Here is a 12,990-nt window from a genome sequence, read left to right as displayed (position 1 = left end):
CAAACAGAATTAAATACCATAATTTATAAAATCAAAGATAAAAGTAAACATAGGGATTTTCCAGCTTGTGAACACATGGAGTTCATATGGGATTGGGAATTTCATTATATTATTGTATAATCAGTCTATGAAGTAATAGGTAAAGCTTATAAGCCGACAACCATAATAAAAGCGTATAAAAGGGGTTTAAAACTCGATGGAATTCAGACAACTTCAATACACCCTGCAAATTGCAGCGGAAAAAAACTTCTCACGCGCAGCAGAAAAACTGCATATTGCTCAGCCCTCTTTGAGCCAACAATTGTCCAAACTGGAAAAAGAACTTGGGGTACTTTTATTTCAACGTAACACCAGCACGGTGGAATTAACACATGCAGGAGCAAATTTTGTGGAAAAGGCAAAAAAAATAGTCGATGCAGTCGAGCAGCTCCGGCAGGAAATGGACGACATTTCTCAACTGCGAAAAGGGAAGGTTGTGGTTGGCAGTATGCCCATCACAGGTTCCCATTTGCTGCCGCATGTGCTGCCTGTATTCAAGAAAGCTCATCCGGACATTGAAATCGTGTTGGTCGAGGATTCATCCATGAATTTGGAGAAAAAAACTGCCAGTGGGGATACAGATCTCAGCCTGCTATCTCTTCCATTAGTAGAACCTACACTTTCCTATGTGCCGATCGGTGAAGAGTGGATTGATCTTGCCGTTCCTCCGGGTCACCCCCTAGCCCTGCGTAAAAGCGGAGACCATCCGCAGCCTGTGCATATGAAAGAACTGAAAGATGAGCCTTTTGTCGTTCTGAAAAAAGGGCAAGGCTTTCGCAAGCTGACGATGGACTTGTGTCATCAAGCTGGCTTTGAACCCAATGTGGTGTTTGAGAGTACTAATATGGAGACGCTCCAATCGCTCGTAGCGACAGGTATGGGGGTGACACTCGTCCCCCGTTTTATCGCCCGGGCCGCCAGCAGCGAGTTTGTTCCAGCACTATTGCCACTCGCCGAACCTACCCCTAGCCGTACCCTGGCCATTGCCTACCGAAACGGACGTTATTTGTCTAAAGCTGCCGAAGCCTTTATTGATACCTTCCGAGAAACGGTCGAGCAACTTTCTCAAAAGTAGCTTCGAATGTAAAAAGGACCGTCTTCCTCCCCAGCCAAAGCCAGAGAAGAAGATGGTCCCGGGGCTTCGCCCCTATACTTTCAATACTTCATTTACTTTACGGGTTCGATTACACTGTTGCGATGTTGCTTCCATCTGTCCTTAACGAACCACATTTCATGTTCATTTGAATTTCATGTCAGCCTCGCCTGATTACTTTACGCTTGCTCGGAAACTCCACTTTATCCATCCCGCATCACTTCTTTCCTTAAGGTCTCTAGCCTTGGTCTCCCAAGAATGTCCTACCTCAGTTCCAATGTGCTGTGTGATCCAAGTGCCTGTCCTCGCCTTTTTGTGATCAGGGTCTCCCTAAATTTGGTGGACTTTTATCCTGATCATAGCCCATTTCATAATTGTTTCCGACAACCTGTCTATTTAAGCCTCTCGGCCGTGACAGGCCATCCCTATTCGCCAGTTCGGATCTACTTTGGTTATCCATCGTTATCAACCTCCTGGTGTCGGGATACTATTATAATACACCTATGGGCTGTAACTGAAACAGGTATCGAAAAATTTTTTTATTATCGAGAAGAACCAAATGCTTGCTGTACCTCGGCTTCACTCACTTGTGTTTTAAAGACCAATTTCGAAGGATCTTGAGGTGAATAAATGACCTCTATAATACTTCCTTGCTGCAGCTTGGATAGTTGGGAAGAAAAAACATCCTTTTGCGTGGTTACATTAAATGTATCGCCGTTGTTTTTCGTAACACTCAGCGTAAATTGAAGCTTAATTTTATTAGGTCCTGCTTCCCCCATGGGTGTGACATCCAGCACCTTCGCATATGCCTGCTCACCGGTTTTGGCAATTTCCATCAGCTCAGACGATACGCCCTGCTTGACCATTTGCTCATTCATTAACGCTTGCAAATCCGTCTGCGACACCTGCCCTTTCAGGTCAAGTCCTACTTTCAATTTATCTATCTCCGATACGACCAACGGAATGATCGAGCCTGGTTGAAATTGAGCCATGGAAGTCAAAGGAACAATCGTCGTCAAAGCAGTATCATATTTCTCTTCTCCATGTTTGGTTACAGTCAACCCGAGCTTTACCTGCGGCTGATTGTTTACATAAGTCCCTGTTTGCTGAACACTTGTAATAATCCCAACCCCAGGAACACCCTTCTTGACCTTACCACCTCCAAAAAACACACCTAAAATGCCAGGTAGAAAAATAAGCGCAAAGCCTATATAAATTAACGGTCTATACCACGGGGCATCCATAATCACAAATGGATCATCCCATAAATAGTTTGCCAAAAATGGTGAGAAGCCTACACCAAACACCAAAAGTACCCCGATCATACTTAAAAATCCTTTCATCCTCCAAAACCCCTTTTTCAATCATCTGTTCAAATTATATGTCAGCCAGAAAGGTGAAACGACCTACTCATTTATGCTGTCACCAGACCCATATAAATCAGCTCCGATGAATTTACCGGATTGCTCCCCAGACCCACCGTATCTCCAGGCCGCGGAATTTGCAGCTTGGATACGAGCGTTTCCAACGTTTTTGGATATCGATTACCGTTTACTTCCGTCACATCTAGCACTAGCACCACGATCGGATCAAAATTCACGAGCTTCCCGGTATCTGTTACCGAAATAACAACCGCAGTCGCTGCCATTGCCAAACCACCGTTAGCCGCCGTTTGAGCTTGTCTTGCCGAGTTTAGGCTTTGGTTAATCTGTTCCCGATGCTCTTTGGGTACTAAACCTTTCATAAATAATCCGGACAAACCTTTATTCATCAGTTGATCTGCATGTTCTATCGCATCCTGCTGTTTTTTCTTCTTACCGAAAAAGTTCATCATGTGGTTGCACCTCGTATTTTGTATTGTCGTACCTTATGAATTCAGTATAGAAGACGGTATCTGACATCACAATACGTTTTGGCGCATACAAAAAAACCGGAAAAACAGGAGCTTTAACCTGTATTTTGTCGGTTTATTTTTGAACTTTGGCACGGTTTGCACAAAATTTTGCGCACTTCGAAGTATTCATTCGCACGATCATCCGATAGTTTTGTGAAAAACCAGTGAATTCAGGCTATTTTTTACGCAAAAGATAGACCAATTTGCGATAATACGCCGATGATTCTTTATAACGACGACTGTCCTCGGACACAACTGCCAGCGTTTCATATAACTGTTCAAGCCGCGTTGGATGCTGGATAGCTTCAAAATAAGGCAAGCATTGCAAGGCATGCATCCAAAAGGTGTCCTGATTCCCTTGGGCAAGCGCCAGTTGGCTCTCATAAAAATCAAGCCCCATTTGCTGATCTGTTGTCAGATTTGTTTTACGCAGTTGATCCAAATGCTGTGAGAGAAGCCCCCAATTTTTTCGCGAAAAGGCAATCTCACAGCGATAAATTAGCGTAACGGGCAGCATCATCTGCTGCATTTCCTCCCGCTCCCGGCTCACCAGCGCTTCAAAACGCGCTACTTCCTCCAAAGCCTTATCCAGCTCGCCAATCGATGTCAGCATTATAATCCGGTTGTTCAAGATGGTCGTGAGCATATCTGCCGCATTTTCCAAATACACCAAATTGGCCTCAGCCATAGACAACGTTAACAGTGCTTCCTGTACAGAACCCATAGCAAAACAATATCCGCTGTAAGCCACATACAGGCCCGTCAATCGGTGAAAAAGCCGATCATCATATACCCTGCGCATCGTCTGCTCGAATACCTGCTTCGCCTGATCAAATTGCTTAACCTGAATACAGGCCTCCATCATAATGTTTTGCGCATTCAGCCAGTTTTCCGTCCCCTCTTCCACCAGACGGCTTAGCTGCGTAACGTTATTCAGCACATCATAATAATGATTTTTCGAGCGGAAATACTGGATTTTATAAAATAAAATTGCTTTTTTTAGCGGTGCGGGCAGCTCTACCTCATCCGAACGACCAAACTTCTCCAAATAAAAATTCAAATAGGTTTGATGTAAATATTCATAGGCCGTTGGGTCATTTAATTGCTGGTAATAAACGGCCTTCATCAAGTAAGTCGTCATTTCCACCACAAGCGAATCGTTGCGATCCTCCAGTAGATCCACATAGCTTTCCGTGGCAGGATTAGCCAGCTTGGACAGCTCTGTGAAAATCTTATCCGCTGTAGCCAGCGTCTCCTCATCCTCTGCCGCTACACGCAAAAGGTAGGATGGGTTTACACCTAAACGCCCAGCAATTTGCTCGGCCAAATCCTCTGCCAACGGGTAACGGTCAGCCAGTATATTTGCAAAATGTGCGGGTGTCACTAGCCCGTCTACCAGCTCTTTACGGGACAGATTTTTCTTTTTACACAAAAATTCAATGCGTTCCTTAAGCATGGAGTATTCCTTTCTACACTGATTATCGGTCATACAGTGAGGGACGCCGATCTTCAAACACCGGAATACGACCACGTACGTCCTGCACTAAGGCAGACTCAATCGTTCCTGTGATGATCTCCTCCTGCTCTCCGCCCTCCGCAATGATTTCTCCCCATGGATCAATAATAAGCGAATGCCCGAAGAAATCAGTATCTCCGCTGCGACCTACCCGGTTACAAGCAATGACATACATTTGATTTTCTATTGCACGTGCGGTTAGCAAGGTGCGCCAGTGATGAAGTCGGGGATGAGGCCATTCTGCGGGTACGATCAGCAAATTTGCGCCCGACAGGGCCAAACTACGGGCTAGTTCAGGAAAACGAATATCATAGCAGATCGACGCACCTGCTCGAATCCCGCCATCCAGTGCAAATAAAATCTTTTCTTCGCCAGGCTGCAAATATTTTTCTTCATCCATAAGTCGGAATAGATGAATCTTGGAATACGAAGCAACCTCTCTGCCTGTTCGGTCAAAAACGAGCATCGTATTATACACATGACCGTCGCTTTTTTTCTCTGCGATCGACCCAGCTACTACGTTCACTTCATGGGTGGCAGCGAATGCTGCTATCCATGCCCGAGTCTCCGTCCCTTCCTTGTCCGCCAGCTCATGAATGCGATCTAAGGCATAGCCTGTGTTCCACATTTCCGGCAGGACAATCAGATCCGGCTTCAGTTCGACTTTCATCGCTTGTTCCATTAAAGCTCGGATATGACTGCGGTTTTCCGGGGGATTTCCTATCTCTATGTGAGCTTGTATGAGTGCAACACTGAACGGCTGAGCTTCCTGATACGTCAAAATCCTTCATCCTCCTTGTGAGCCAGAGCTTCCCGTGGCCCATTGTCCGGTATTTTCTCCCATCATAGCCCGATCAGTCTGGATTACGCAACCATGCAAGCTTAATCCCCCCTATACAACTCGGTAAAATCGTGATAGATTATTTCTTAAAACATTCCAAAAGGTCGTGTGAATTGATGACTCATTTTTCTATTCCCTCCGCTGACGTCATGAAACAGTTACCCACTCAATTTTTTGCCACACTTGTACAAAATGTAAACCGTGAAATCGCGGCGGGGCATGATGTCATTAATCTCGGACAGGGGAACCCCGACACTCCCACTCCTTCTCATATTGTAAAAGCTTTGCAGGAATCAGCGGATAATCCGCTGTATCATAAATATTCGCCATTTCGCGGTTACAGCTTTCTCAAGGAAGCCGTTGCCCAGCGCTATCAGGAGGATTACGGTGTGACGCTCAACCCTGAAACCGAGGTCACCATCCTGTTTGGCGGAAAAACGGGTTTGGTTCAGCTGCCGCAAGTCTTACTCAATCCCGGCGATGTGTGTCTCGTCCCTGATCCCGGCTACCCGGACTACTGGTCTGGTGTAGCCTTGGCTAAAGCGGAAATGTCTTTTCTCCCATTAAAAGAAGAGAACCGTTTTCTGCCCGACTATGAAGCCATTTCCGAGGAAGACCGCCGCCGCGCCAAGTTAATGTTCCTTAACTATCCGAATAATCCAACCTCGGCAACGGCTCCACTTTCCTTTTACAAGGATACGGTTGAATTCGCGCAACGTAACGGTATTGTAGTTGCCAGTGATTTCGCCTATGGCGCTATTGGATTTGATGGCGAACGTCCGGTAAGCTTCCTACAGGCTGAGGGTGCTAAAGACGTGGGGATTGAGTTCTATACCTTGTCCAAAACGTACAATATGGCAGGCTGGCGTGTTGGTTTCGCGCTCGGTAATGCCGAAATCATCTCGATGATTAATCTGCTGCAGGATCATATTTATGTAAGCTTGTTTGGCGGCATTCAGGCAGCGGCGGCGACAGCCTTGACGGCCTCGCAGAACTGCGTAGGCGAGCTGGTAGCCCGCTATGAATCACGCCGTAACGCTTTTTATGATGCACTTGGGCAAATAGGCTGGAAGGCGACGCGCCCAAGCGGCTCCTTTTTCAGTTGGTTGCCTGTGCCGCAGGGCTATACTTCCACTTCTTTTGCTGATCTGTTGTTGCGGGAAGCCAAGGTGGCTGTCGCTCCAGGGATCGGCTTCGGGAGTGGCGGCGAAGGATATGTGCGAGTGGGACTGCTGAGCTCAGAAGCTCGACTGACCGAGGCGGCTGATCGAATTGGCAAGCTAAACCTGTTTGGTTAAGCCGTATTTTCCAGCTACAACTTCTTTGCCAAACCTGGTCTTTTCGTGGTATTCTGTATCCAATATCATTTAGCGCGTTGAAGGGACTATTAAGAGAGACTCGGTCCTGTTCAGAGAGTAAATTCCGATAGGCTGCAAGAATTTACCTGGACTCTCTCCCAACTCCTATCCCCGAGCGCCCTGCGCAATCAGGCGGTCCCTGCCGTTAACAGGTTTCAAGTGGGATGATCATGAATCATCAATGAAGGTGGTACCGCGGAAGCACAAACTTTCGTCCTTTGCATACAAAGGATGGAAGTTTTTTTGCATTAAAAAGAGTAAAATTAAGGAAGTGGACGTCTTGTCAACACGAATCGTCATTAAAATCGGAAGCAGCTCTCTAACTGGAGTGGAAGGTGGCTTGAATCGGGAAGCCATCGCTTATTTTGCCCGGGAAATCAGCTTGCTTCGTGCAAAAGGTCATGAAGTGCTGCTGGTTACATCAGGCGCAGTAGCCGCCGGATTCAGAGAGATTGGGTACCCGTTTCGCCCTAAGCTACTGCATGAAAAGCAGGCGGCAGCGGCTGTGGGTCAAGCTCTTCTCATGCAGGCCTATGAGCAGGCTTTTAAAGATTTTGGCCTAGTGATCGCGCAGGTTCTACTGACCCGTAGTGACTTTTTGAGCCGCAAACGGATGAATAATGCCGGAATGACCGTAGAAGAATTGCTGCGCCAGCAGGTTATCCCGATCTTTAACGAAAATGATACTGTATCGATTGACGAATTGAAATTCGGCGATAACGATATGCTGTCCGCGCTGGTTGCCAATCTGGTCAAAGCGCAGCATCTAATTATCATTACGGACACCGATGGCGTATACACGGCAGATCCGCGCAAGCATCCGAATGCCGTACGTTTTGAACGTATCGAAGAAATTACAGAGGAGATTTATGCATTAGCTGGAGGTTCTGGATCATCTGTAGGTACTGGCGGCATGCGATCCAAGATCGAAGCTGCCAAAGTCGCTACACGCGGCGGTGTGCCTGTATATGTGGGACGTGTAAGCGCGAATGGCGATCTAGAAGCAGCCGTCGAAGGACACGGACCGGGAACTTATTTTGACACTCACCTCTCTTCACTTCCGATGAAAAAACAATGGCTTGGATTTATGTCCACCCCTCTGGGCGCGGTGCATGTAGACGAAGGGGCCGAGGAAGCGTTGGTTCACGGAGGACACAGTCTACTTCCGGTTGGCGTACGACGTGTCGAAGGCAGCTTTCATGCCGGAGATGTCGTTGAGGTGCTCGGACCGGAAAATAAAGTGTTAGGACGCGGCATCGTCAATTATGACGATGAACAGCTCCGAATTGTACAAGGATTACCCAGCGGCGAGGTTGTGGGCAAAATTGGTCCCATTCACCGGCTTGAGGTGATCCACAGGGATGAATGGATTACATTATGTATGTAGGGAGGCCGTAATATGAGTGATTTAACGACTAACACAGCTGCAACCGAGGAGAATAAGTTTAGCGAAGTACGAACCAAAGCCAATCTTGCCAAAAAAAGTGCCGGGGTCATGAACCGCCTAACTACAGCACAGAAAAACGAAGCATTGCTTGCTATGGCTGAAGCTCTAGTAAATCATACTGAAGAGCTGATTGCAGCAAACCATAATGACCTGAAACGTGGACGGGAACAGGGAACATCCGAGTCGCTGCTCGACCGCCTCAAGCTGACCGAGGATCGAATCGGGGCTATTGCCGAAGGACTACGCCAAATTGTGGCACTGCCTGACCCGGTCGGCGACACGCTTGAGCAAATTGAACGCCCAAACGGTCTACGAATTGAGAAGATACGTGTACCGCTGGGTGTCATCGGCATCATATATGAAGCGCGTCCAAATGTAACCGTAGATGCGGCGGGCCTGTGCTTGAAAACAGGCAATCCGGTTGTGCTGCGCGGTGGTTCGGCAGCCCTCTTCTCCAACCGCAAGATTATCGAAGTACTCCAGCAGGCGCTAGACGCAACAGCCGTGCCACGCGAGGCACTTCAACTTATTGAAGATTCAGACCGTGCCTCGGTCAACGAAATGCTCACCTTGAACGGCTTGCTGGATGTAATTATTCCACGCGGCGGGCGTTCACTCATTCAAAACGTTGTTCAGAACGCTACCGTACCTGTCATCGAAACCGGGGCTGGTGTATGCCATACCTTTTTGGACGCTACAGCGGATGCAGCAATGGCCGAAGCGATTACACTCAATGCCAAGGTGCAAAGACCGTCCGTGTGCAACTCGATGGAAACATTGCTCGTACACTCGGATTTTGCACAAGTACACTTAACAGGATTGGCAGAACGCTTTCGGGATGCGGGGGTTGAGCTGCGCGGCTGCGCACGCACACGAGAATTGGCTCCTTGGGCTGTTTCTGCCACTGAAGAGGATTATGGCACCGAGTATAATGATTACATTATGAACGTCAAGGTCGTAAACAATTTGGACGAAGTACTGGAGCATATTGCCCGTTACGGCACGATGCATTCAGAGTGCATTGTCACCGAGGACAAAGCCCATGTCGAGCGTTTTCTGCAAGAAGTGGACGCGGCAGCCGTGTATCACAATGCATCCACTCGCTTCACGGATGGTTTCGAGTTTGGGTTTGGTGCCGAGATCGGAATCAGCACACAAAAATTACATGCCCGCGGCCCAATGGGATTGCCTGCCTTGACTTCAACCAAATATCGCGTGTACGGTACTGGACAAATCAGGGAATAATAACATAAATCAATCTGTATCCTTGGAGGTTATGAATCTATGTGTGAATCACAATCAAAGGTTTTAATTAATGAGCAAATTACATTTTTCGGGGCAGGATCAATGGCAGAGGCTATTATTCGCGGAATGACGGCTCGTTCTGTCGTCAAACGTAGTGGTATTACCGTCATCAACCGCAGTAATCAGGCTCGCCTTGAAGAACTTCAAAAGCAATATGGAGTCTTGTTCCAAACCGAGGATGCCGCCAAAACCGAGCTTCTGCGTCGTTCTCCGGTCATTGTGCTTGCCATGAAGCCCAAGGATGCTGCACAAGCACTTGGACAGCTCGGCCCACTGCTGTCTGATGAGCAGCTGATCATTTCGGTAATCGCCGGATTGTCCATTCGTACGATGCAAACGTTGCTGGGTCGCAAGCAGCCGATCGCACGGACGATGCCCAATACATCCAGCTCAATTGGGCTGGGAGCCACAGGCATTAGCTTTTCCAAGGAGATCAGCGAAAACCAGCGTAAAAACGTGCTTACGATGTTCGAATCTGTAGGTACGGTAACGGTTATAGAAGAAGAGAAAATGGATGTTTTGACCGGGATATCTGGAAGCGGCCCTGCCTATGTCTACTACCTGATGGAAGCCATGATTGCCGGGGGAATCCGTGGTGGCTTGACCCCTGAGCAAGCGCACGAACTAACGGTGCAAACCGCGCTTGGAGCGGCACGCATGGTGCAGCAAACCGGAGAGGAGCCTTCTGCCCTTCGCCACAAAATCATGTCTCCTAATGGCTCTACGGTAGCTGCATTGGAAATGCTAGACAAAGGTGACTTCTACGAAACGGTGATTGCGGCGGTGCAGCGGTGCGCTGAACGATCCCGCGAGATGGGAGCTGTACTCAAGGAGGGAATTGAATGAGCTATTGCTTGGCGACCTACCGGGTATACGATGACAAAGCCGATTTTAACCAAAAGGCCCAATCTATTGCCATCGGCATGACGGTGGGCAGCTGGACTGAGCTCCCGCAAGCCAAACGGGACGCGATGCAAAAGCATCTTGGCTCGGTTCATTTTGTGGATATTCACGATGGAGGTCCTGGTGAACGGTACGCCGACCTGACCATCGCTTACCCGGATGTCAACTTCAGCCGGGATATTCCCGCACTGCTGGTCACGGTCTTCGGCAAAATTTCGATGGACGGCCGAATTAAGCTAACGAAGCTCGGTTTTTCGGAAGCATTCCGCTCTGCTTTTCCGGGACCGAAATTCGGTATCAGCGGCTTGCGCGAGCAGCTTGGCGTGCATGATCGCCCTCTGCTCATGAGCATTTTCAAATCTGTGATTGGACTCAATTTGGACGAACTTCGTGAACAGTTTACCCGGCAGGCTCTCGGTGGCGTTGATCTGATCAAGGACGACGAGATCTTGTTTGAAAACGCGCTGACGCCGATTGAAAAACGTGTTGAAGCCTGCATCAAAGCCGCCGAAGCGGCTGAGCGTGAAACCGGTAAAAAGCTGCTGTATGCCGCTAATTTAACGGGGCCAACCTCGCAGCTTAAGGCGCAAGCTCTCAAGGCCATTGATGCGGGTGCCAACGCGTTACTGTTTAACGTGTTGGCCTACGGTTACGATGTGCTGCATGAACTTAGCAGCGATCCTGCCGTCTCGGTGCCGATTGCAGCCCATCCTTCGTTGGCGGGAGCTGCTTATCCATCGCCGTATTATGGTATTTCGGCGTCCGTCCTACTCGGTCAGCTTATGCGGCTGGCTGGCGCTGACCTCGTCCTCTTCCCTTCTCCCTACGGCTCAGTGACAATGCCGCGTGAGGAAAACATGGCGATCCGCGATGAGCTGATCACCCCTGATCTACCGCTGAAGGCCAGTATGCCGGTCCCTTCCGCAGGGATTCACCCGGGCCTCGTGCCGTTAATTGTACGTGACTTTGGTACTGACGTGGTTGTCAACGCCGGGGGCGGAATTCACGGTCATCCGCTGGGTACAGAAGCTGGTGGGCGCGCCTTTGTGCAGGCGATTGAAGCGGTACAGCAAAATGTCCCGCTGGCAGAATACGCCCGCACTCACCCCGAGCTGCAATCTGCGCTCGACACATGGGGAGGCGAACGATGAGCATAGCAAAGAAGCCCGTCATTTTTTGCGATTTTGACGGGACAATTACGAACAGCGACAATATTGTTGCCATTATGAAGCATTTTCAGCCTGCAGGCTGTGAGCCCATCATGCATCAGATCGTAAATGGGCATACATCTATTCGTGAAGGCGTAGGTGCGATGTTTGCCCTCATGTCTTCGGAGCAAAAGGACGAAATTATCTCATATGTACTTGGACAAGCTGGTATACGCGAGGGCTTTGCACGCTTTTTGGACTATGTACGAGAGCAGCAGATTCAATTTTTCGTCACCAGTGGCGGCATTGATTTTTTTATTGATCCATTGTTAAAACCCTTCGATATTCCACACGACCACATCTATTGCAACGGAGCGGATTTTTCCGGGGATCGCATCCAGATTACGTGGCCGCATCCTTGTGAGGAACCGTGTACAAATGATTGTGGCATGTGTAAAACGACTGTGATTCGTCAATACCCTTCCGAACAATACGAACGGATTTTGATCGGCGACAGCCTGACCGATTTTGAAGGAGCTAAAATTGCCGATCTTGTGTACTCCCGTTCGCATCTGACTTTAAAGTGTCAAGAGCTTGGCGTACCACATGTACCCTTTGAAACATTTGATGACATTGTCGAGGATTTAAAGCAAAAACAGGAGCAAGGGGTGCTGTAAATGAGTTTTAACTTGGCAGACATTTCATTGGAAGAAAAACGCCACGCACTTGAAGAACTCGCTGATGTCAAAGAACTATTCGCATCTCGCAACTGGTTCCCAGGCACGAGCGGCAATTTGTCGATCCGAATCGGTGACTTTCATCCCGAACAATTTTATTTTGCAGTCACCGCCAGCGGCAAGGATAAAACCAAGCGTACTCCGGAAGATTTTCTGTTCGTAGACCAGTACGGAAAAGCGGCAGAAGCGACAAACCTCAAGCCAAGCGCAGAGACGCTTATACATTGCGAAATTTACCGCCTGACAGGCTGCGGAGCCGTTTTTCATGTGCATACCGTGTTTAACAATCTGATTTCCGAATATTACGGTGAGCAAGGTGCTGTACCTATCCAAGGTATTGAGCTGATCAAGGCTTTTAACATTTGGGAAGAAAATGCTGCGATTGATATTCCTGTGCTGCCTAATTACGCAGATATTGCTTCGATTGCCAAGCTGGTGCCCGGTGTGCTGAATAATCAGGTGCCTGGAATTTTATTGCGTAACCACGGCATTTATGCGTGGGGCAGTGATATATTTGAGGCCAAAAAGCATTTGGAGGCGTTTGAATTTTTGTTTGAAACGACCTATCGCTCCCTGCTGCTGAAAACTTTGAAGTAAATAAACTCATAAATATCAAAGATGCGTATCCTTATTTGTAAAAGTGGTCATTGAATATCGAGAACGGAGCCTAAGCGATAGCACAGGAACGTTCTCTTTTTTTATAATAAGG

The 12,990-nt window shown here is 48.1% G+C and carries 13 protein-coding genes; 8 read left to right on the top strand and 5 right to left on the bottom strand.

All coding sequences use genetic code 11. From position 1 onward, the window contains the following. Positions 1-196 precede the first annotated feature (196 nt). Positions 197-1,114: a LysR family transcriptional regulator gene (locus tag ACQW03_RS22690; RefSeq protein ID WP_076293069.1), complete on the top strand. Its 918-nt coding sequence runs from the start codon at positions 197-199 to the stop codon at positions 1,112-1,114. Between the two features lie 337 nt (positions 1,115-1,451). Here ACQW03_RS22690 and ACQW03_RS22685 read toward each other — a convergent pair whose 3' ends face one another. The 5 genes from ACQW03_RS22685 to ACQW03_RS22665 all read right to left on the bottom strand — a co-directional run bounded on the left by ACQW03_RS22685 (position 1,452) and on the right by ACQW03_RS22665 (position 5,323). Beyond that, the gene (locus ACQW03_RS22685) at positions 1,452-1,592 is read right to left on the bottom strand and encodes a hypothetical protein (protein WP_179085902.1); all 141 of its coding nucleotides are present in this window, start codon (positions 1,590-1,592) and stop codon (positions 1,452-1,454) included. Between the two features lie 82 nt (positions 1,593-1,674). Next, entirely contained in the window at positions 1,675-2,475 is an 801-nt protein-coding gene (locus tag ACQW03_RS22680; protein ID WP_441951834.1) for a hypothetical protein, read from the bottom strand. Between the two features lie 71 nt (positions 2,476-2,546). Continuing rightward, on the bottom strand, positions 2,547-2,966 hold the full coding sequence (locus ACQW03_RS22675) for a hypothetical protein (RefSeq protein WP_071641335.1): 420 nt from the start codon (positions 2,964-2,966) through the stop codon (positions 2,547-2,549). A gap of 235 nt (positions 2,967-3,201) precedes the next feature. After that, positions 3,202-4,482: an XRE family transcriptional regulator gene (locus tag ACQW03_RS22670; RefSeq protein WP_441951832.1), complete on the bottom strand. Its 1,281-nt coding sequence runs from the start codon at positions 4,480-4,482 to the stop codon at positions 3,202-3,204. Positions 4,483-4,504: 22 nt separating this feature from the next. Next, complete coding sequence (locus ACQW03_RS22665) at positions 4,505-5,323, bottom strand: carbon-nitrogen family hydrolase (protein ID WP_076293066.1); 819 nt, start codon at positions 5,321-5,323, stop codon at positions 4,505-4,507. Positions 5,324-5,499: 176 nt separating this feature from the next. Here ACQW03_RS22665 and ACQW03_RS22660 point away from each other — a divergent pair, with 176 nt between their 5' ends. From ACQW03_RS22660 to ACQW03_RS22630, 7 genes are all read left to right on the top strand, one after another. Continuing rightward, positions 5,500-6,681 (top strand): pyridoxal phosphate-dependent aminotransferase, encoded by a 1,182-nt coding sequence (locus tag ACQW03_RS22660; protein WP_441951830.1) that lies wholly within the window; start codon positions 5,500-5,502, stop codon positions 6,679-6,681. Positions 6,682-6,922: 241 nt separating this feature from the next. Beyond that, the gene (gene proB, locus ACQW03_RS22655; RefSeq protein WP_220029766.1) at positions 6,923-8,128 is read left to right on the top strand and encodes a glutamate 5-kinase; all 1,206 of its coding nucleotides are present in this window, start codon (positions 6,923-6,925) and stop codon (positions 8,126-8,128) included. Between the two features lie 12 nt (positions 8,129-8,140). Next, the gene (locus ACQW03_RS22650) at positions 8,141-9,433 is read left to right on the top strand and encodes a glutamate-5-semialdehyde dehydrogenase (protein WP_076293063.1); all 1,293 of its coding nucleotides are present in this window, start codon (positions 8,141-8,143) and stop codon (positions 9,431-9,433) included. A 39-nt stretch (positions 9,434-9,472) separates the two neighbouring features. Then, a complete protein-coding gene (proC, locus tag ACQW03_RS22645) occupies positions 9,473-10,339 on the top strand; it encodes a pyrroline-5-carboxylate reductase (protein WP_071641343.1) in 867 nt (288 codons plus the stop codon). Continuing rightward, on the top strand, positions 10,336-11,547 hold the full coding sequence (locus ACQW03_RS22640) for a 2,3-diketo-5-methylthiopentyl-1-phosphate enolase (protein WP_441951826.1): 1,212 nt from the start codon (positions 10,336-10,338) through the stop codon (positions 11,545-11,547). Before proC ends, ACQW03_RS22640 begins: the two co-directional genes overlap by 4 nt. Continuing rightward, positions 11,544-12,221, top strand: a complete 678-nt coding sequence (locus tag ACQW03_RS22635; RefSeq protein WP_441951824.1) for a 2-hydroxy-3-keto-5-methylthiopentenyl-1-phosphate phosphatase — start codon at positions 11,544-11,546, stop codon at positions 12,219-12,221. The genes ACQW03_RS22640 and ACQW03_RS22635 overlap by 4 nt, the downstream gene beginning before the upstream one ends. Further along, positions 12,222-12,878: a methylthioribulose 1-phosphate dehydratase gene (locus ACQW03_RS22630; RefSeq protein ID WP_441951822.1), complete on the top strand. Its 657-nt coding sequence runs from the start codon at positions 12,222-12,224 to the stop codon at positions 12,876-12,878. It begins immediately after the preceding gene. The last annotated feature ends 112 nt before the right edge of the window (positions 12,879-12,990 follow it).

It is taken from the genome of Paenibacillus sp. DRB1-1, assembly GCF_052119485.1.
Lineage (GTDB): Bacteria > Bacillota > Bacilli > Paenibacillales > Paenibacillaceae > Paenibacillus > Paenibacillus polymyxa_B.
This window is presented reverse-complemented; position numbering and strand designations above follow the sequence as displayed.